We start from the raw sequence: 21,779 nt of genomic DNA, 5'->3' as shown, positions 1-21,779 counted from the left end.
CGTGACGGTTAATGTGCCGCTATGAATGTGCCGCTATTAATGCGCAGCCGCATAAAGGTAGGCCAATAGCGCAGCCAACTCACTAGCCGCACGCTGGGCCTGGGTTTGCGTAATATGGGCCGCTTGGGCGCGGTATTGGGTACTCAACACCTGCCCTGGTGGCGCACTGTAAATAAACGACGCCAAAGGCCCATGAGTTTTTAAAGCCCGAGGCAGTAATTGCTCAGCCGCCGGTACACTGTCAATAGCCTTGGCCGGTTTGATAGGCCCGAGTGTTGCTGCGGTAAATATACCAAAGCCCGCATCCCACACCCGATGCAAACTGAGCTTACAGCGGCCCTTTTTTTGAATATTGGCGTGTTTTGTCGTTGCTAAACAATGCGCATTGCCGCCAGCATCATGCTGGCAGTTATTATTAAGCGCCGCCAAGCCGTGTAGCGGCTGATACGCATCGGCTAATAAGTGGCTAATAAAAGCCATCCAAAAACCGCGCTCGGCAGCGCTAGGCGCTTGTTGATAAGCGGTGAGCAATGCCGGCCATACCCGTGCCAAATCACCATTAACACGCGTATGACAACGCGCTTTGGGCGTATTAACTTGTACCAGGCTGCGACTGGCGCTATCCCAATACTGCTGATTAACATAGTGCCAATTGGCTGTTTTATGCGCAGCATAAGGCTTGAATATCGGCGGCATCGCACCACCGGCATAGCGATTAAACAGTGCGTGTAATGTGCTATCGCGACGGGTATCGGGCCAGACTGCCGCCAAAGCAAATGGCTCATACGACCTCAGGGAATAGCGCCATTTTTTGGCCTTATCGTTGAGTAATAAGGCCTTGGCATTGCGATTAAAAAAGCGCTGCTGCTCAAGAGGTAATTGCGCTAAAGCCTGGCGCGCAATGCTCGCATGCCCCTGGTACGACCACGCCACAGCCTGCTGCGCACCCAGCCACCCCCAAACCAAAATCCAAATCAAAACCGCCTGTCGCCAAAACACAATTATCCCTTACGCGACTTTTTAACAACATCGTAAGCCGCCTGAATTTCTTGCGAGCGCTCGGTGGCTACCTTGATCATCTCATCAGGTATGCCTTGGCCGGCTAGTTTATCGGGGTGGTATTGGCTCATTAATTTACGGTAAGCTTTTTTAAGCTCACTATCGGTTGCGCTGGGCTCTAAACCTAAAGCCTGATAAGCGCCTGTAAGCTCCTCGGCAGCATTAGGCGCTTGCGTACCGCCTGCGCGACTACGGTAGTAACCACCTCTAAAGCGCTGCTGGGCTTCGGCAGCTTTTAGCATGCGCTCAAATAAAAAGGCACTAAAACCCAACTGTGCGGCAATTTTTTGTAGGGCTTGTTTTTCGGCATCATGAACTGTGCCATCAGCCAGCGCTATAGCAATTAAATAAGCTAACAATATTTGCTTTATATCAATATATTGCCCACACACGGTTAAAAAGTGGCTCACTAAAGGCTCGGGGTTAAATTCAGACTGCGCGCCACCTTTAAATAAATGAATCGCCTCTTTGCGCTGCTCTGGGCTTAAACGCATACTCGCCATTAGCTGCTCGGTCGCTTGCACTTCTTGCTCGCTCACGCGCCCATCGACTTTGGCTAAATACCCCATTAATGGAAAGGCTGTGCCAAAGACGGTGGTTTCTATTTTTTGACGCACTAGTGGATCTAAGCGACGGCGGCGAGTCAATAAGCCTTTTACAATAAAATGCCCAGCAACCAGCCCCGCAATTAGACCCCAAACCCCCCATAACTTTGCACCCAGCACCGCGCACACGATGCGAATAATCATACCCATTACCTTTTAACCTCATTCAATTAGATACTGACCAACTGTCACAACCGCCGCTAGCTCACACTCTCGACACAAGCAGACAACCCAAACCTGCCAATCACCGCACTCGTCATCTAGCCTAACGGAGCAGACTAAACCAGAGCGCCGACAAAACCAAGCTATTGTACCCGCAGGCTACATCAATACATGGCTTATCGTAACTATTTAGCGATACCGAAATGAATCATTGCTTGGGCCGCTCAAGCCATCTGTGGGCGCTATTTAAGTACTCCTAGCACTTAAATACCCAGAAAATAATCCACCAGCCCCCTATCAGGTGAACGTTTTCAGCTTGGCTGAATAGTTACGACTTATCTTGCTTTGCACGTCACTCAACACCGTTCGAGCGCACAAAGCCAGCTTGACTATACTTGAACAAGCCCTTCTCGAGAGTCAACGCCATGCGTCTATTCGCTGCTAGCCTTTTAGCCACCTTTCACCTACTGTGTGGGCTAATGGCCATTGCTCAGCCTATCACCGCTTTTGCATCAGCTCGCCTTGCGCAAGCTCCCCCCAAGCAAGGCAATATGAAGCCTGCGGATATTGATTTTAGCGGTCATAACCACCCAGCCGGTACTAAGCTAGAGCCCCTCGATCAAACCAATACAATTAAGCTCGATACAATTCGATTTAAGCGATTGCTGCAAGGCACCGACAGTGATGAAGTCATCAACGCCATTTACGTCACCCGCCAAGACCCTTACGGCTTTATTTGGTTTGGCGGCGAACACGGGCTTGCTCGCTACGATGGCCACGACATTAAAATTTATCAACACAATGCCAACAACCCCAGTTCGCTCACCAGCAACGCCATATGGGATATTGTTTTTGATCATGATGGGGTTATGTGGCTGGCAACCGATGCCGGTCTTGGGCGCTACAATGCAGCCAGTGATGACTTTACCAGCTTTCGCTCCAAGGGCTTGACAGCAAACTCGATCACCGGCGACTCGGTGCGCGCCCTTGCAGTAGATAGCCATAACAACTTGCTGATTGGTACAGATAACGGCTTTAATATCTTAGATGCCGATCGACGTAACTATCAAAGCTTTACCGATCGCCCCGAAGACCCTTACCGCCTGCCTAGTGCCGCTATTCACGCGGTGTATAGCGAGGCCAATGGAGATATTTGGCTGGGTACCACTGAATCGGGTTTAATTAAATTGCAGCGCAAGCCTTTTGCGATTGAAGTGTTTGCTCACAACCCTGCACAACCGAGTACCATTGGCCACAATCGCATTACTGATATTATTCGCGACCATACCGGCGCCCTTTGGGTGAGTAGTTTTGGTGGCGGCATTAGCCGTATGAATGCAGACGCTAAAACATTTACCAATTATCGCAACGATCCCAACAATGCCCACTCACTAGGCTCTAATACTGTTTGGAATATTTTTGAAGATAGCCTTAACAATTTATGGGTAGCCACCGACCATGGCGGCCTAGCGCGCTACAATTACGCCACCGATGACTTTAGTCATATTAAGCACAACCCTTACGATACCAGCAGTTTAAGCTCTAATAATATTCGCAGTGTTTTTGAAGACAAACAAGGCGATTTATGGATTGGCGCCTTCCCCATTGGGACCAATTTTTTTGATCGCTCAAGCACTGTGTTTCAAAACTATGCGCACCTGCCTCATCAAGCAACCAGCTTAAGCCACAGCACCCTACTCACCATTCAAAAAAGCCAGCAAGGGCATTTATGGATAGGCACCGAAGGCGGTATTAATGCCTTTAATACCCACACCCACCAAAGTCGGCGCTATACGGCAAAACCTGGTCAAGCCGGTCACTTACAATCCAATGCGGTACTCTCTATTGCCGAAGCCCAAAACGGCGATTTATGGGTGGGCACTTGGTCTGGCGGCTTGCATAAGCTCGATACGTCAAGCAACACCTTTACACAATTTTTACCCGATGCCGCCAACCTTGCTAACCCCAATACCGTTAACAGCGCCTATATTTGGAGCTTACTTATTGATAAAGACAAAAACCTTTGGATTGGTACCGAAACCGGTGGCTTAAATTTTTTAGAGACCAAAACAGGCAAATTCAAACACTATGTATCGAGCGACCCTGCAACCGCGCATCACGTTTCCAACGCTCATGTATGGACACTACTCGAGGACTCTTCTGGGGCTATTTGGGCCGGCACATTGCACGGCTTAAATAAATTCAATAAAGACACACAAACCTTCGAGCATTACTTTAGTGACCCCAGCAACCCCCAAACACTGAGTAATAATCGCGTCATTTCTTTATTAGAAGATACTCAAAAGCAACTGTGGGTGGGTACGCAAGGGGGCGGTATTAGTATTTTAGATCCGGCTCGCAAATATTTTAACCATATTACACTCAAAGACGGCCTACCCTCGAGTAATGTTGCCAGTATGGTTCAGGCGCCTGATGGTAAAGTTTGGGCAACCACCGATAAAGGCGTTGTCAGTATCGAACTGAATACACATGCCGCTAGCGGTAGTATGCCCAGCCAAAGCAATCACGGACCACACTCTCAGGCTAAATACCTTATTAAACATTATCAAAAAAGCCACGGTTTAATCGGCAACAATTTTAATCGTGACGCCACCTATATTGATGAAGACGGTCTTTTATATTTAGGCTCAACCGAGGGCCTAAGTATTGTTGATGTAAATAAAATCAACACCCATACTTCGCCACCTCAAGCGGTTTTTACCGACCTTAAAATATTTAACGAAAGTGTCACAGGCTTAGCCGAGGGCTCGCCTTTAAAAGATGCCATTTACAAAACCAATGCTATTGAGCTCGACTATAGCCAGCGCGTTTTTTCGGTATCTTTTTCGGCACTCAGTTACCGCTCTGCCAATCGTAATCAATACGCCTATTTACTGGAAGGATTTGATAAAAAATGGAATGATGTAGGTAACAAACACACGGCCAACTACACCAACATTAGCCCAGGTAAATATACGCTTAAAGTTAAAGCTGCCAATGCCGCCGGTGTATGGAGCACGACAAATAGCGAGCTTAAGATCACAATTAAAGCCCCATATTGGCAAACTTGGTGGGCCTATAGTGTTTATATGTTTGTTTTATTTGTTTTTATTTGGGCTTATACCCGCCAAAAAGCCAAACGAGTGGAGTTGCAGCAAGAGCGCGAAGTCAATGCCCAGCTCGTCAAAATTGATAAAATGAAGGATTCTTTTTTAGCCAATACATCTCATGAATTGCGCACGCCTTTAAATGGCATTATTGGCTTGGCCGAATCTTTACGCGATAGTTGTTGCGATGAATTAGAGGCAGCAAAAATCAGTCAACTTAATATGATTGTCTCTAGCGGTAAGCGCTTATCTCATTTAATTAATGATATTTTAGATTTATCAAAATTGGCCGATCGGCAAATAGAGCTCAAACTGCAACCCGTGGATTTACGCTATTTAACCGATACCGTCATTACACTATTAGCGCCGCTAACAAATAACAAACCGATTAAGCTACAAAATGAAATACCCAACCCATTTTATGCTGTAGAAGCCGATGAAAATCGTTTACAACAAATCATGTTCAATCTTATCGGTAACGCCATAAAATACAGCGATCAAGGCTACGTAAAAATTAATGCTCAACAAGATGACGCCACCACTACCATTCGCGTTAAAGATACCGGTATTGGTATTGCTCCTGAAGATTTAAAAACGATTTTTCAATCTTTTTGCCAATTAGAGCATACCGATGCGCGCGAGCACGGCGGTACGGGGCTGGGCCTTGCTATTACCAAGCAACTCGTCGAACTGCATGGCGGCAAAATGGATGTCATTTCACAACCGGGTAAAGGCACAACATTTATTTTTACAATGCCCACCAGCAAAACGTTATCACAAAGTGACAAACATAAAAAAATTGAGGTACCTCCTCCTACTGATATTTTTACGGCGAGTAAAAGTAAAGTTGTGACGGTGCAAGGTTCTGTGCGTAGCACCCTAGACGACACTCTAAACAATTCGCAAGAAAATTCGCAAGACAACTCTCAACATAACACCCAAGGCACCCTACAAAACAATACTCATCAAAACAATACTCAGCAAAACAATATTCAAAAACACACTCTCGATACTCGAAGCGATAAACAGTCATCGGGTGCTGTACATCATAAAAAATCCGATAAAAATACTGCAAAATCCAAGCTTAAAGTACAACCTTTAAAGACACGTTGCCCACTCACTATTCTTAGCGTAGATGATGATCCCGTGAATCGCATGGTACTTAAAGGCATTTTAAAATTACACGATTACAATGTCATAGAAGCCGATAATGGCGAAACCGCCTTGCAGAAAATAGCCGAACACCCAGAAATAGACTTAGTGGTATTAGATGTTATGATGCCCAAAATGACGGGCTACGAAGCCTGCGAAATTTTACGCAAAGAGCACCCCCTCTACGAACTCCCTGTCATATTTTTAACCGCAAAAGATGTCGAAAGCGAATTAACCCAAGGTTTTTTAAGTGGCGGTAATGACTTTGTAAGTAAACCTGTTAAAAAAGAAGAGTTACTGGCAAGAATAAAAGCGCAATTAACTATGCTTTTACACGCACGATCTTTAGCTAATAATGTCAACTCAGAAGCCGTATACAACCCTGCATTAAAGTGATAAAAGTTATATATAAAAATCAAATAATTATCTTCAATGGTAACTATTCAGACACCGATATTAGGCGCTAATAAATCATTATCTAGAGCACTATAATAAGCGCTTTCAGCAGTTTGCCCCTGTACTGCCTAACCCTTACTACCCGCAGGCCCGGCGATTAAATGCCCAAAATATAATCCAGTAGTACCTATAAGGTGAGATTGGTCAGCCAAACTGAATCATTACAATTAATTCTTATCAACCAAACACTTAAGCACCCCATAAAGGCAGCAGTGTTTGCTCTAATTTTAATTGATCCAAAATACGTGCCACCACAAAATCAATTAAATCGTCTATGGTTTTGGGGTTTTGATAAAACCCTGGGCTAGCAGGAATAACAACCGCTCCCATTTGTGTTAGCTTTAGCATATTTTCGAGGTGCACCTGTGAATAAGGCGCCTCGCGCGGGACTAAAATAAGTTGCCTGCGCTCTTTTAGCGCAACATCACCAGCACGCTCAATCAAATTATTGCTTGCGCCATGCGCTATTGCACTCAATGTGCCGCCACTGGCAGGGCATACTACCATTTGGCTAGCTGCGCTCGAGCCGCTGGCGGCAGGGCAAAACCAGTCTTCGCGACTATAGAGTGTTACCTTGCCGGTATTACTAGCGCGATTCACAAAGTGCTCATTTAACCAAGCCAACTGCGCATCAAATTCATCGGGAATTGCGTAATGTGTCTCGGTATTGATAACGACTTGCGCTGCACGCGATATCATCAAGTCAACATAGCAACCTTGCGCCAACAGACACTCCAATAAACGTAAACCATACTGCGCACCCGAGGCTCCGGTAATGGCTAATGTAATTTTTTTAATTTTTGTGTTTTGCACGAAATATTCCCTCGATGAATAAATACAGCCTAACCGGCATCGCTCATTAGCACCGCGCTAGTCTATTACCTTGCTATGGACAGCCAAACAATAAAAAGTACACGAATAGCCGATCCTGTACACGGCTATATTCATAGAACTGGCTGTGTGGGGCTGGTTTTATAGCGCTGTATCTAGAGCGTGTTTATTAGGCAGAGCGATCGGTGCTGTGCCAGTACTGTGTTTTCAAACCAATTAAGCGGTAAATACCCACAGGTAAATCTTTGCGGGCGTTTTCCATATTACGCGCAATCCCTGAGTAACTAATAAAGCCATGAATATATTGCTGCATGAGCCGTGCAATTTGCGGAGCATCATCAACTGGGGTTAAATAGCCTCCCGACTCTAAATTGCGCACTAATGCTAAATTGTATTTGGCGCCGCGCTCCATCATTAATTGCAAGGTCTCGGTGATACGCGCCTCGCCACAGCCTGTTTGCGCACCCGCATTAAAAAAGGCACAGCCGGGCATACGCTCAATATCGTCACCAATTTTGTTACTAAAAATTAGCGCAATCCACTGCTCAAGCTGCTCTAGGGGGCTATTAATCGGTGACAATAGGGCATCGAGTTCTTGTTTGATTTTTTCCCAATAGTATTCAGTCGCCTGACAAAACAGCTCAACTTTAGAGTCAAAATGATGGTAAAAGCAGCCTTTAGTCACCCCTGCGCGCTTACACATTTCATTGACGCCAACAGAGTTATAATTACTGCTCCAAATCAACTCAAGAGCCGTCTCTAAAAGGGTGGTGCGTGTATCTAGTGGCATGGGGGTCTCTATCATCAAAGGCTAAGTAAGTATTATGATACCTTGCGGTATGCTTTTCAATACAGGCTTTTGTCTAAACTGCACGTCTGCTGCGGACTTATCATTAGCACACCTACCAACTGAAAGGTTGCGCCGCGTACACCGCTGCACCCTACGCGATCGCTAGGCTATATTCATAATACCGCTTGGTGAGAACATTATAACGTAAAAATATTCTTCTCAAGCTCACCAATATAGGCATAAAAGGTGGCTAGAGCCGAGCTAAGAACCACAAACCCTCATATACTCGCTATCGAGCGATGCCGCTTATCCGTAGGGACCCCAAGCCTTAGAGCGTTCACACATTGACGCCATGCCTCGCTAAACACCTGCAAACTTACATTAAGGATACGGGCAGTATCTTTGTGCCTTACCGATACCGCATTACTACGACTTAACTCGCGCCATCGAGCACAAATATACCCGTTCATCAAAAAGTCTATTGACCAACAAACCGACCGGTATGTATCATGCGCGCACTAAGACCCATCACCCCTAAAACATTTGATTTTATTTTTTGCTGTTTACCCTGGAGTTCAAGCATGCCCAGCCTAGCGCTATCTCTTCGCTCTACTCAATCATTCCGCCAATTCGCCGCTCTTGCCCTTTTAGTCATGACAGCGCTTTACTGTATCCCAAAGGCCGCCGCCGCTCCTGCCCCACCGACGGTGGATGTGATGACGATGCAACCGCAAGGCATTCGTACATGGGTGAAATTTTCGGGTCGTATTGCCCCAGTCCAAAGCGCTATTATCCGGCCACTGGTTGGCGGCACAATTCAAGAGGTTTTATTTAAAGATGGCGAGCAGGTCAAAAAAAATCAACCGCTCTTTATTATTGACCCACGCCAGCATGAAGCCTCTGTTGCCGAGGCCAAAGCGCGTGTTGCTATCGCCAAATCACGCGCCAAACTCGCTCAAGATGAACTCGCCCGCTCTAAAAAACTAGTCGACGATAAGCTTATTTCACAAAGCCTGTATGACTCGGCCCTTAGCGCACAACAAGTAGCCCAAGCCGACATCAAACAAGCGCAAGCGGCCCTTAGTCACGCTGAACTCAATCTGGAGTATGCGCATATTCGAGCACCTATTGCTGGCCGAGTCAGCCGCGCTGAACTCACCCCAGGTAACGTTGTAGAGGCCGGCCCCAGTGCACCGATCATGACCGAGATTGTTGCCACCGACACAATGTATGCCGAATTTAATGTTGATGAAGGCACCTACATTGAGTTTATACGCAATATCAAAGACACCCGAACAATGCCTGTCCAATTAACGCTCACCAATAATAATGACGTCGTGTACAAAGGTCATATTGCCTCGTTTGATAACCGACTAGATGCCACCAGTGGTACGATTCGCGCACGCGCATTATTTAACAATAGCGATGGCGCACTGACTGCGGGCATGTTTGCCAATGTACGTTTAGGCTCTGAGTCTACGCAATCTGTTTTACTACTTCCTACTCGCGCTATTGGCACTAATCAAAGTAAAAAATTCGTTTTGGTGGTCGATGACAAGAACACTGCACTCTATCGCGAAGTCACGCTCGGTGAGTACTACCAGCAACACCGCGTTGTTTTATCGGGCTTAGAAGCTGGCGATACTGTTATTGTCAATGGTTTATCACACGTTAGGCCCAACACACCCGTAACGCCTAACAACGTGACAACCGCCAATATTACACAGGCTTCCACAGCGCCCTAATATCACAAGCACCTCGTATCAAATACTTAACATCTATTTTTCGTCTTTTTATTTTTAAGCCAAGGCTCGCGGGCTCTTTATGAATATATCCAAATTTTTTGTGGATCGACCGATTTTTGCCGGTGTGATTTCGCTACTAATATTTATTGCTGGCTGTTTAGCCATGTTTCAATTACCTATTTCAGAATATCCTGAAGTCTCGCCGCCGTCTGTTGTGGTCAGCGCTTCATACCCTGGCGCCAACCCGAAAGTGATTGCCGAAACACTCGCAACCCCTTTAGAGGAGCAACTCGCCGGCACAGAGAACATGCTGTACTTTGCCTCACAGGCAACCACTGATGGCCGCCTAACGCTTACCGTTACCTTCAAAATAGGCACCGACGTCGATTTAGCACAACAAATGGTGCAAAATCGCGTCTCACAGGCACTGCCTCGCCTACCCGATGTCACGCGCCAAAGTGGTGTTACCGTTGTAAAAAGCTCGCCCGACTTAACCATGGTTGTGCATCTTATTTCACCCGACAAAACCTATGACGATTTGTATTTACGCAATTACGCTTTAATTAATATTAAAGATGAATTAGCCAAGGTTGCTGGGGTTGGCACAGTGCGCCTATTTGGCTCGGGCGATTACGCTATGCGCATTTGGCTAAACCCTGAAAAAATTGCTGAAAAAAACCTAACTGCCAGCGATGTCGTTAGCGCCATTCGCGAGCAAAATATTCAAGCCGCTGCCGGTGTTATTGGTGGTGCGCCTATTAACAACCTCGTAGATGTGCAAATGCCTATTAACGCCAAGGGCCGTCTAAGCACACCCGAAGAATTTGAAGATATTATTATTCAAGCGGGCCAAGACGGTGAAATTACCCGCTTAAAAGACGTCGCCCGAGTAGAGTTAAGTGCCTCCGAATACAGCCTAGGCTCTATGCTTGATGGGCAACCCGCCGTCGCCATGCCTATTTTTCAGGCCCCTGGCGCCAATGCCATTCAAATATCAAACGATGTACGCGCGACTATGGCGCAGCTCAAAGAGCGCTTCCCCGATAGCGTCGATTATAATATTGTGTATGACCCAACCGTTTTTGTGAAAGATTCCATTAAAGCGGTTGTGAAAACATTATTAGAAGCTTTAATTTTAGTTATTATTGTTGTTATTGTGTTTTTACAAACCTGGCGCGCATCTATTATTCCCTTGCTGGCTGTGCCTGTTTCAATTGTCGGTACTTTTGCCTTAATGTGGGCTTTTGGATTCTCAATTAACACTTTATCTTTATTTGGCTTGGTATTAGCTATTGGTATTGTGGTTGATGATGCCATTGTTGTTGTCGAAAACGTAGAGCGCAATATCGAAGACGGCCTAACCCCCAAAGAGGCTACCTATAAAGCCATGCGCGAAGTCAGCGGGCCTATTATTGCCATCTCATTAACCTTAGTCGCCGTATTTGTACCCATTGCATTTGTCAGCGGTTTAACCGGTCAATTTTATAAGCAATTCGCTTTAACCATTGCTATATCAACCGTTATTTCAGCGATTAATTCACTGACGCTAAGCCCGGCATTAGCGGCATTATTACTCAAAAGCCATAGCGCCCCTAAAGACCGCCTAACCCGTGTTATTGATACCTTATTTGGACGCTTTTTTGGCTGGTTTAATCGCGTTTTTAGTCGCAGCTCAAAAGGCTATTCCAATAGCATCAGTCGCTTACTTGGACGCAAAGGTATTGCTTTAGTGCTGTATATCGTATTCTTAGGGATAACCGTAATGGAATTTAATGTGATTCCTAAGGGCTTTGTACCGCCGCAAGATAAACAATATTTAATTGCCTTTGCACAATTGCCTGACGGTGCAACGCTTGAACGCACTAAAGCGGTGATTAATGAAATGGGTGAAATCGGTCTCACCGAAGCTGGCGTTAAAAATGCTGTGCAATTCCCAGGGTTAAGCATTAATGGTTTTATGAATAGCTCAAGCGCTGGGGTGGTCTTCTTTCCTCTAGAAGACTTTGCTAAACGCCATGGCGAAGCGCTATCAGCTGGTGCTATTGCTCAGAAATTACAAATGAAATTTGCCGGTATCGAAGAAGCCTTTATTGCGATTTTTCCGCCGCCACCAGTACAAGGGCTCGGTACAACTGGCGGCTTTAAATTACAAATTGAAGATCGTGGTGGTTTAGGGTATGAGAAACTGGCCGAGGTTGTGCAGCAAGTGCAACAAAAGTCTTGGGCACGCCCCGAGCTTGCCAGTGTTTACTCTAACTATAAAATTAATGTGCCTCAGCTGTATGCCGACCTTGATCGCACCAAAGCTAAACAGCTCGGCTTAAATATCAAAGATATTTTTGACACGATGCAGATTTATTTAGGCTCACTGTATGTTAATGACTTCAACCAATTCGGTCGTACTTATCAGGTTATCACCCAAGCCGATGCACAGTACCGCAACACCCCTGCCGATGCGCTAGCCTTAAAAGTACGCAATTTACAAGGCGATATGGTGCCCTTGGGTACCGTCGTTAGCATGCAAGAAAGCTATGGCCCCGATAGTGCAACGCATTACAATGGTTATTTATCGGCTGATTTAAACGGCAATGCAGCGCCGGGCTACTCAAGTGGGCAGGCGCAAGATGCCATTACCGAGATTTTAAACGAAACACTGCCAAGCGGTATTGTGTTTGAATGGACTGAGCTTACCTACCAAGAAGTGCTCGCTGGCAATACCGCTATTTATATTTTGCCACTGTGTTTACTGTTAGTATTTTTAGTACTCGCAGCACAATACGAAAGCCTTGCGCTACCGGTTGTCGTTGTGTTGATTGTACCGCTATCAATTATGTCTGCATTATTTGGTGTTTGGTTAACCAATGGCGACAATAACATTTTTACGCAAGTTAGTTTATTTGTACTGGCAGGGCTAGCCAGTAAAAATGCTATTTTAATTGTCGAGTTTGCTCGTGAACTCGAACAGCGAGGCATCGCCACCTTTGAGGCCGCTGTGACGGCAAGTCGTATGCGTTTACGACCGATATTAATGACCTCTTTTGCCTTTATTATGGGTGTAGTTCCTATGGTCTTTTCAAGCGGTGCCGGCGCCGAGATGCGTAGTGTTATGGGTATTGCTGTATTTTCGGGCATGCTCGGCGTGACCTTTTTTGGCTTGTTTTTCACACCGGTTTTTTATGTATTAATGCGTAAAATAGAAGGCCGCGACTATACCGTTGAAGCCCTCACCTCAGGCGATAAAGCACCTTCGCATCAGGAGTCACTACAATGAATATTAATTTATCGCTGACTAAGCGCTTTATAAAAACTGCTTCACTCACCACCTTAGCATTGGCGATCAGTGCATGCAGCACTTTTAAATCGCCCAATGAAGTACGCGCGAGTGCTGACTTAAGTGCAGCAGCCATACCTTTTACGTTACCTGTAGCGCAAGAGACAGCAATCAATGGGCAGCAGCCCATCGCACAATGGTGGGCACTTTTTAATGATGAGGCTTTAAATAGCCTTATTGAAAACTCATTACAATATAACCACTCTATTCGTATTGCTGCGGCCTCTTTGGCGCAGTCGCGAGCGTATTTACGCAATAGTCAACTCGATTATCTACCAACGGTAGAAGCTGATGTAAGCGCTGTAAGGCAGCGCCAAAGCGCAGATATCGTCGGCGATAGTGGCTCACGGATTAGTGATACCTATATTGCAGGTTTTGATGCCCGCTGGGAGCTTGATCTATTTGGTCGCGTGCGCAACGGCGCACGCGCTTCACACGCACAAGTTGGCGCTAGCCTTGCCGATTTATACGCCGCCCAAGTCAGTATTGCGGCCGAGGTTGCCAGCACTTATATCAATGTGCGCGGCCATCAATACTTACGCAGTATCGCGCAAAAAAATGCGGGCATTTGGCAGCAAACATTAACACTTGCCCAGCGTTTTTCCGAAGTCGGCTCTGGTGACCAGCTTAATGTGGCGCGCGCAACATCACAACTAGCACTCACGCGCGCAAGCATTCCTGCACTAGAGGCAAAGATTAATAGCGGCCTCAATCGCTTAAGTGTATTGACGGGTAATAAAGTGACATCACTTAAATCAGATCTCACTCATGTGCAAGCGTTGCCAAGCTTACCCGCGACAGTATCAGTGGGGAATCCACAAGATTTAATCAAACGACGCCCCGATATTCAACGTGCTGAATATGCATTAACAGCTTCAGTGGCGCAGTATAATATTCGCGTCGCCGACCTTTATCCCAACATCAGCTTTACCGGCGGTTTAGGTTATTTAGCCAACGACTGGTCTCGCTTAAGCGATAGTAATACCTCTACATTTTTGTTTTCGCCACGCATTCATTGGGCAGCGTTTAATTTGGGCCGTGTACACAATCAAATTAAAGCAGCCGACGCTAACACCCAAGCTCGCTTGGCCGAATTCGAACAACGTGTATTGATCGCGTTAGAAGAAACCGACAACAATTTACAAAACTTTACACGTGAAGAACAGCGACGCGCAAGCTTGCAACAAGCTGCCAATGCCAGTGGCCAAGCGGCAATATTGGCTAGCAAAAAGTTTGCACTCGGAAGTAGTGACTTTTTAAGTGTTCTCGATGCTCAACGCGAGCAGTTGAATGTCAATGCACAGTTAGCGCAAAGCGATATTAAGGTATTGCTCAATTTAATTGCAATTTACAAAACACTTGGTGGTGGCTGGCAAACACAAACCCAAACCGATACCTAAGCCACAAAGCAAAGCGCACCGAGCAATGATGATTGGCCGGTGCGCTTTTTAAAAACAATAACGGTTTATATTAATCGCTATTCAAAAACATCAAAAAAAGTCACGATTCAGGAACACCAAGATTGGGCATTAATAAATCATTGACTGGGTCACTCGAGCCATCCATGGGCGCCCTATAAGCGCTCACGACAGCCTGCCCCTCGACTTTAGCCTGCCAAAATGCTATTTTGCATATCCTTATGCAGGCGCACTGTTTAACCCATCTTTCCCCTGCAAGGCCCAACACTTCAATGCATACAAAATAATCCAGCAATACCCTATCAGGTGGGGCTTGTTAGCTTGACTCAATAGCGATTTTTTATTGATGCCAATCAATTCTTATATCCGCCCAGCGCTTATCGCCCTTACCACCTTCTTTGACCAATGTCACATCAAAAAACGACCCGACATGCATCGTTTCGCCCTCTACAATCGCCGCATCAGCAAATTCGGCGACTTCATTTAATGCCTGTCGAATATTTGAATCATCCGCTACTGAGCTAGGTTTGGCATCTAATATTCTAGACACATCACCAGTAAACAAGTGAACTACAAGACCATTTGTCTTAATACGAGGGCTAAAAGAATCCGGCTCGTACGCTACCATAAATTGCTTGCCGTCAGCTTTTATCTTTAATGCCAAAACATTAAGCCCTGGCTTTTGAACTAAACGATGACCTTGTATGCGGTAAACGCCAGAGCCTGTCACATGTTGAATATTCGCGGGGGTTAACCAACCCATGCGATATTTCATTGGTACATTAATCCCTGCTTGAATCGTGTAATTACCATTACCATGATCTATTTTGGCGCCACCTTCACTTCCCATAAAGTAATAGGGGTCATGCCCACCACTGCCAGTGGGCGCAGGGTAAGTAACGTCTCCCATAATAACCTCAGCATGGCCGACACCAAACATATGAAATGACTCATGCACAATGCCCGGCGTCCAAGGGTCAGGACCAATCCAAGAGGTTCCTTTATTGCCATTGCGTACACCTAGGGCACCACCGCCACTAAAGGCACCACTGGGAAAACCTAAATACACAAAATCAAAATTTTTACTGTCATATAACGGATTTGCCGCTTTTGCTTTATCAATGACAAAATCACGTATTCCATAAACACTCTTGCTCAGCTCCTCTGTGATATCAGAGTTCATGGGGATAAATGGTGTTTGCTCCCAAGTAATGCGGAGCTGATCATACGATTCAACTTTAATATAGGCATTGAGCGTCTCCATCGCAGCATTCACTGTGGTGGAGGTATGCTTGCCTTTGTGACCATTAAAATCGGGCAATATCCATAAAGCTTTTTGAGTACCCCGTATTGAGCGCTGATCGGATGCTAACTGGGTGGTTACAATACGTGCAGTCATCGCTTGCGATACACTCTTTTCGCCGTACATCACCACGATAGTAAAATCGATATTGTCACCAGCGGTGATTGTAGAGTCCAATAAGATTTCACCTTCCGTATTAATCGAAAAGGGTGATGGCGAATTATTATCCCACATCAGTTTGGTACTGATCGCTAGGTTATCGGGGTTTTCGATTTTAACTTTTGCCAATACACTCCCTATTGGGCTTTGATCGTCAAAAACAAACTTCTGAGCCTTTAGCTTAGGTGGTTGCACCACTGGAACAGCGCAGCCTTTATTATCAACCATCGCACCGGCTTCGGTTTGAGGGCAGTCATCTTGACTATCAATAATGCCGTCTTGATCACTATCTTGGTCACCAATGGCTGACGAAGACGATGCAATCATTGAGGATGTGGAGGAGGAAAGACTAGAAACTGTACTTTGTTGAACCGAGCTTTGTTGAACCGAACTTTGTTGAACCGAGCTTTGCTGGGAGGCGTGACTACTGGAAGCTGGTGTATCGACAGTAGTGTTTGTTGATGAGCCCGAACCCGAACAGGCACTAATGAATGCCGGCAAAGCTAAAGCCACCACCGTTACACCTAGTGATTTATTCACATTTTTATTTTTTTGCAACATATAAAACACACCACATTTTAAGAGTATATGTTAAAGCTGTAATTCAAATACAACAATAAAGCTAAATCATTAATTTTTTATCAACCAACCTCAACAGCAGGTATCCATGTATTGCAAACTGATAACCTGTGAGATACGCTACTTTTTCACTAGTCATTAAGCAGAGTATTAGAGTCTTACCTACTACAACCTCACATCAGCACTATTAACATTGCCCAGCCTATAGGTTAAAAAATGATTTACAACTCACCAAAAAAAACAAAGCTACGGGGTGTGAATTACCTCTTATTTTTCGCTACTCAATATTTAACTTATGCGAAAGAGTTCTTAATTTATCGCGACAACAAAATAACCTTATCAATGCCTAAAATTTAAACACATCATCAAACCATCGATATTTTTTGTGCCAGCGGTTCGGGGTGATAAAAATGATAGCCCTGCGCAAAATCAATTCCTAGACGACTAAGCTCTTGTGCAATCTCATGGCTTTCTACAAATTCGGCAATAGTATACTTACCGCTAGCTTTAGCGACTTCATCAATCGCCTTAACTACTGACCAGTCAAATCGATTATTCAGCATATCTTTCACAAAAGATCCATCAATTTTAATATAATCAAAATTCATACTTTTAAGATAAGAAAAAGACGAAAATCCACTACCAAAATCATCTAAAGCAAAGCGAAACCCATAAGATTTTAAGCTTTGAATAAAAGTGGTAGCTGTTTCAAAATCGGTAATGGCAACTGTTTCTGTTATTTCGAAGCATATTTTTTCAAAAGGAAAATTAAGCCCTTTAATTTTGTTTTCGATAAACACCATTAAATCACTGCAGCCAACTGATTGACCCGACAAATTAATAGAACACAGCTTAAGGCGCTCTAACGCTTGAGGATTAGCCACAAACCAATCAAAAACATGATCAACCACCCAGCAGTCAACTTGCACACCTAAACGATAACGTTCAACCAAAGGCATAAATAACGCAGGGCTAATAAGACCGCCAGTTTTATCTTTCATTCGTAGCAGTATTTCATAATGCTCGCCACTGGTCGCGCTTTGACTCAGAGGCTCAATACCCTGCCAATAGAGCTCAAAGCGATTAAATTCTAAGGCACTTTTTATATCATTAACACTCATGGCTTCTATGCGTTTTTGCTGCACTAAATCTTTTGCCGAATCAAAGACATTCACTGCATTACGACCAGATACCTTAGCCTGCATACATGCAATATCAGCTGCATTTAATATATCTTCAAGTAACCCACTATCGTTGCGCACTTCAGTAATACCAATACTGGCGCCTATATGAAAGGTATCACCCTGCCATACGTAATCAAATTTTTGAATAGCTTGACGAATGCTCTCGGCAACTTGCTGTGCACGACTTAATGGACACTGATACAACAATAATGCAAATTCATCACCACCGAGACGTGCCACCAAATCGCTCGCTCTTACATGGCTTTCGAGCAGCTGGGCAATCAAAGACAGTAACTCATCACCTGCCGCATGACCGCATGTATCGTTAATGGTTTTAAAGTGATCAAGATCTATAAAACACAAGCAATGCGAGTCATCGGTTTCTTGAATATCATCCAAAAAACGGCCCATAGAACGATTAAAAGCGCGGCGATTAAATAACTTGGTTAAAGGGTCGTGACTAGCCTGGAAAAACAAAGAGTCGGCTAACTCAGAAAAAGAATGACTTAATTGTATGATTTCTTTAGGGCCTTGCTGAATGGGCATAAAAACACCGCCATATTCAAAGTGCTCTACCGATTGGCGCAAAGCTGTAATAGGCTGCAGTATTTTTCTGTAAATCCAAAACCAACACAACAATACCAATAAAGTAAAGCACGATTGGATAAACAGCGAGTACCAATACATATTCTTTTTTTGCTGAGTTAGTTGAGTAAAATTAGCCTCTACTTGTACTGCTATATCAGCACCCACAGAGCGCACTTTATCTGCAAATTTCTCAGCGGTGGGCTCGTATAACACGAGAAGGTTATTCAGAAAATCATAGCGGCTATCATACTCACCTTCCGATAACGGCATGTCTGATACCTGCTGAATATAACGATTAATATCTGCCGCATACTCAATAATCTCTTTGAGCGGTGTAATATCCTGCAGCAACACATTTGTTTGAATAAGATATTCAATATCATGAATGACATTAGTACCTTTTTTAAGGGTACCGACCGACAAATACGTTTCTCCAGAACCAATAACAAGATCGGCAGCGACTAAGTACTGTGGCGCATCCAACATAATGCGCTGGAAGTCTTTTTGCCAAAGGACAATATCGGCATGAACTTGGGTACTATGCGTCACAGAATCAAATCCTTGAGACAGTAAATAGCGCACGCCACTGCCCCCTATCAGAGCAATCAACACTAAAATAGCGAGATAGCTTTTAATTTTCAATATTACTGTACTCCACTTGTAAACACTGGCTCCACCCAAGTGCTGCGCTTTGAAGGGTAGATGTTGTTATTAGAAAGCCATCATTACTTATGATAAAGACTGTGATACAGCGCCACACCCACTACTTGTGAGGCGCTTGCGCAGTTTTCAATGGATGGCAGTCGATGTCCTACCAGCTGTATAAAAGCCTCCTCCATACTCGGCTCAGGCTTGATACCACTAAAACGTATTGCTAATACCTCGCGATCGCCTGAAAACACCCACTGAAAAACACCCGTACGGCCATGATGCCGCCAGTGCGCCTGCGCCAAACGTGCGATTTCTTGCGAGCCAGCATAAATATCAAACATATTTATCGTTTTTGTATCGACAATGCTGTCGTCTAAAAGAGTTGCCCAGTACTGCTCGCCAGCCTCGCGTAAGGGCCGCACCCTCACATGCATATCATTGCGCTTTAGGGCACTATTTAAAAAGTCTATGCGTTGTGCGTTCAGAACAGTATTGGGCCACCCATACTGAGTAGCAGCGATTGTTTTCAGCGCCGAGCGCAATAGAGATAAAACTAATTCAGACTCACCTTTATATTTTTGAGCAAGCTCGGGTACTAGGGCATTAGCGCTCTTATCCATTAACGCTAAAATATTATCGAGCGATTGACCTTTGATATCGGCGAGTACACGCTGACGCAAACTTTCGCTGCATTCGGGGCTACGACAGCGCTGAAAAAAGAAATCATCGATGGTTAAATCTGGTGTGAGCGCCCACGCAATTTCAATCAGCCCCCAATCCGATAACTCTGAACGGGCATGCACAAAACCCAAAGGCTTATCTTGGTAATAAGCCACATAAATAGTGTGGCGTCCCAACTCATTAAAATGCAGCGTAAAAGGCAGACGCTGGGCAATCGCGTTACGGGTTTTTCCGGTTATGGTTTTAACCACCGAGCGGTGCGTTGTCGCCCCACTGTATAACGTATTAATCGCTAAAACAGGATCGCGCAACGAACAATACGCTGCCTGCAAAGGTGTTGCAAAAAATACCCATACCCAACCTATAAGCCCAACGACAACAGCGCGCTTTATAGCGAATAACCCTCTCATAAGCGATACCTCAACTGGGCTGCAAACTCAGAGGGCGGGTTTACCGAAGCCGCCGTATTGGTAGGCTCCCACCACTGAGCATTAATCGAAAAGCGACGTCCAAGTGCCCACTCCACACCTATCGTTAAGCGCTGCGATTGATTTTTTATATTCACCATCGAGCGCTCTTTATTTTGAACATGGTATTGTGAATAGAGCTGTATAGATTCGAGCGCATTACGCCAAGAGAACTCAATTAAATAGTGCTCCCGACGGAAACCCGCGTCATCACCATAAGAAGCCTCACCCAAAATGCCCCAGTGCCGATAATAATAGCTAGCATCAACCCCTATGCGCTTGCGCCGAATAGCCGATGTGGGCGTTTGCACTCGGCCTTCAAAGAAAGAACCGCCAACAATCCAGTTACGGTGAGAAGCACTGCCAATACGACCGGACAAAACCAACGGGTTATCACGGCTACTGATGTCGTTGCCCGAGCCACGCGATAGCGCAAATTCATATTCCCAACAGGGCAGCACGCCATTGATTGTGCCACCCCAATCTGCTTTAATCCCGCGATCTGCGCTGGCACTGTACTGCCGCAGCGTACCGTTAGTATCGGCGTTTTGTTCTAGCCCAAAGGGAATTTCAAAATGCCCCACCCGAATGCGCAGCGCACCACTGGGCAGCATCATGTAATTAAAATTAGTAATGCGCCATGTAAGCTCGGTATCGCGACCATCAAAAAAATAAGGCGTGGCCATTTTACCGGCAAAGTTGACCACATAAGGCTGGATTGTTAACACGCCAATATCGCGTTGATTCACGCTCCATATTTTGTGATAGTCTAAACCTACAACATACTGCGCATAATCGTCACGACCCCAAACACTCCGCACTGCGGCATCCATTGATACCCGTGCATTATCAGTGACTATACGACCAATCGTCGATTCGATGTGTTGCGCCTGTGCATATGCCGCCAACAAGACGCACAGTACACACCCATATGCACCATGTGCCCACCCGTGATTTTTTATACTCATTAGATACCTGCGCCGAGCCATCGAACTAATTGCTCTACTGAGAGCCTACATTCACCCGTTTTTAACCCATTTTTATCTCATCTTTTGAGTATAGAGCCTGCATAGCAGTACGCCGTGAAAGCGACCAAAGCCATTTCCTAAGCTACCAAATGCCCAGCACTCTCGATAACCCGTCACACGCGTCTTCGAGCACATATTATCTATTTATTTTTGATAGTGTATCGCCCATTACCCTGTTTATTGAGATCCTGTGGCACCCTATGATTCACTGACTAGATGAGCGCTGAGCCATCACGGTAAAAATCCGCCATGTACGCACACTATTGATTCTTAAATATTTCAAAAAATCATCGTTAAGCGTCAATATTAAACATCAATATCTAACATCGAATTCACCATAAAGAAAGTAAACAAATCTATCGCCGATATGACTTTTGGTAATTTTATGGGCGCGATAAAGCCGGCCATTATTGTTGTTGACTTAAAAACAGGGCAGTCAAAACATGTACTTGAAAGCGCTTAAGTAACATCACTTTAAGCAAC

General features: G+C 45.1%; 12 protein-coding genes. 4 read left to right on the top strand and 8 right to left on the bottom strand.

Going from position 1 to position 21,779, the window contains the following annotated elements:
- Nucleotides 1-36 precede the first annotated feature (36 nt).
- Both AC438_RS14880 and djlA read right to left on the bottom strand, forming a co-directional pair.
- Nucleotides 37-999: a S1/P1 nuclease gene (locus tag AC438_RS14880; protein WP_053982050.1), complete on the bottom strand. Its 963-nt coding sequence runs from the start codon at nt 997-999 to the stop codon at nt 37-39.
- A gap of 2 nt (nt 1,000-1,001) precedes the next feature.
- The gene (djlA, locus tag AC438_RS14875; protein ID WP_053982057.1) at nt 1,002-1,808 is read right to left on the bottom strand and encodes a co-chaperone DjlA; all 807 of its coding nucleotides are present in this window, start codon (nt 1,806-1,808) and stop codon (nt 1,002-1,004) included.
- Nucleotides 1,809-2,251: 443 nt separating this feature from the next.
- On the opposite strand from djlA, the gene AC438_RS14870 reads away from it, so the two are divergent.
- Nucleotides 2,252-6,481: a hybrid sensor histidine kinase/response regulator gene (locus tag AC438_RS14870; protein ID WP_082354197.1), complete on the top strand. Its 4,230-nt coding sequence runs from the start codon at nt 2,252-2,254 to the stop codon at nt 6,479-6,481.
- Nucleotides 6,482-6,730: 249 nt separating this feature from the next.
- Here AC438_RS14870 and AC438_RS14865 read toward each other — a convergent pair whose 3' ends face one another.
- Together AC438_RS14865 and AC438_RS14860 are read right to left on the bottom strand one after the other, a co-directional pair.
- Nucleotides 6,731-7,354: a flavin prenyltransferase UbiX gene (locus tag AC438_RS14865; protein ID WP_172676769.1), complete on the bottom strand. Its 624-nt coding sequence runs from the start codon at nt 7,352-7,354 to the stop codon at nt 6,731-6,733.
- 187 nt (nt 7,355-7,541) lie between these two features.
- Complete coding sequence (locus tag AC438_RS14860; protein WP_053982047.1) at nt 7,542-8,162, bottom strand: TetR/AcrR family transcriptional regulator; 621 nt, start codon at nt 8,160-8,162, stop codon at nt 7,542-7,544.
- Nucleotides 8,163-8,671: 509 nt separating this feature from the next.
- Here AC438_RS14860 and AC438_RS14855 point away from each other — a divergent pair.
- The 3 genes from AC438_RS14855 to AC438_RS14845 all read left to right on the top strand — a co-directional run bounded on the left by AC438_RS14855 (nt 8,672) and on the right by AC438_RS14845 (nt 14,638).
- Nucleotides 8,672-9,907, top strand: a complete 1,236-nt coding sequence (locus AC438_RS14855; protein ID WP_238376418.1) for an efflux RND transporter periplasmic adaptor subunit — start codon at nt 8,672-8,674, stop codon at nt 9,905-9,907.
- A 79-nt stretch (nt 9,908-9,986) separates the two neighbouring features.
- Entirely contained in the window at nt 9,987-13,178 is a 3,192-nt protein-coding gene (locus AC438_RS14850) for an efflux RND transporter permease subunit (protein WP_053982046.1), read from the top strand.
- Nucleotides 13,175-14,638 carry an efflux transporter outer membrane subunit gene (locus AC438_RS14845; protein WP_082354196.1) on the top strand — a complete coding sequence of 488 codons (1,464 nt, stop codon included), beginning with the start codon at nt 13,175-13,177 and terminating at the stop codon, nt 14,636-14,638. Before AC438_RS14850 ends, AC438_RS14845 begins: the two co-directional genes overlap by 4 nt.
- Before the next feature lie 358 nt (nt 14,639-14,996).
- On the opposite strand, the gene AC438_RS14835 is transcribed toward AC438_RS14845, so the two are convergent.
- From AC438_RS14835 to AC438_RS14820, 4 genes are all read right to left on the bottom strand, one after another.
- Nucleotides 14,997-16,679 carry a zinc metalloprotease gene (locus tag AC438_RS14835; protein WP_053982044.1) on the bottom strand — a complete coding sequence of 561 codons (1,683 nt, stop codon included), beginning with the start codon at nt 16,677-16,679 and terminating at the stop codon, nt 14,997-14,999.
- A gap of 383 nt (nt 16,680-17,062) precedes the next feature.
- Nucleotides 17,063-19,018 (bottom strand): bifunctional diguanylate cyclase/phosphodiesterase, encoded by a 1,956-nt coding sequence (locus tag AC438_RS14830; RefSeq protein WP_162230762.1) that lies wholly within the window; start codon nt 19,016-19,018, stop codon nt 17,063-17,065.
- A gap of 176 nt (nt 19,019-19,194) precedes the next feature.
- On the bottom strand, nt 19,195-20,211 hold the full coding sequence (locus AC438_RS14825) for a hypothetical protein (RefSeq protein WP_053982042.1): 1,017 nt from the start codon (nt 20,209-20,211) through the stop codon (nt 19,195-19,197).
- Nucleotides 20,208-21,236: a hypothetical protein gene (locus AC438_RS14820; RefSeq protein ID WP_053982041.1), complete on the bottom strand. Its 1,029-nt coding sequence runs from the start codon at nt 21,234-21,236 to the stop codon at nt 20,208-20,210. The genes AC438_RS14825 and AC438_RS14820 overlap by 4 nt, the downstream gene beginning before the upstream one ends.
- Between the last annotated feature and the right edge of the window lie 543 nt (nt 21,237-21,779).

This window comes from Marinagarivorans algicola (genome assembly GCF_001292705.1).
Lineage (GTDB): Bacteria > Pseudomonadota > Gammaproteobacteria > Pseudomonadales > Cellvibrionaceae > Marinagarivorans > Marinagarivorans algicola.
This window is presented reverse-complemented; position numbering and strand designations above follow the sequence as displayed.

Coding starts and splice junctions, on each gene's coding strand:
- AC438_RS14845 (WP_082354196.1), top strand. CDS start 13,175: ATGAATATTAATTTATCGCTGACTAAGCGCTTTATAAAAACTGCTTCA.
- AC438_RS14835 (WP_053982044.1), bottom strand. CDS start 16,679: ATGTTGCAAAAAAATAAAAATGTGAATAAATCACTAGGTGTAACGGTG.
- AC438_RS14820 (WP_053982041.1), bottom strand. CDS start 21,236: ATGAGTATAAAAAATCACGGGTGGGCACATGGTGCATATGGGTGTGTA.
- AC438_RS14850 (WP_053982046.1), top strand. CDS start 9,987: ATGAATATATCCAAATTTTTTGTGGATCGACCGATTTTTGCCGGTGTG.
- AC438_RS14855 (WP_238376418.1), top strand. CDS start 8,672: ATGCGCGCACTAAGACCCATCACCCCTAAAACATTTGATTTTATTTTT.
- AC438_RS14860 (WP_053982047.1), bottom strand. CDS start 8,162: ATGCCACTAGATACACGCACCACCCTTTTAGAGACGGCTCTTGAGTTG.
- AC438_RS14870 (WP_082354197.1), top strand. CDS start 2,252: ATGCGTCTATTCGCTGCTAGCCTTTTAGCCACCTTTCACCTACTGTGT.
- djlA (WP_053982057.1), bottom strand. CDS start 1,808: ATGATTATTCGCATCGTGTGCGCGGTGCTGGGTGCAAAGTTATGGGGG.
- AC438_RS14825 (WP_053982042.1), bottom strand. CDS start 20,211: ATGAGAGGGTTATTCGCTATAAAGCGCGCTGTTGTCGTTGGGCTTATA.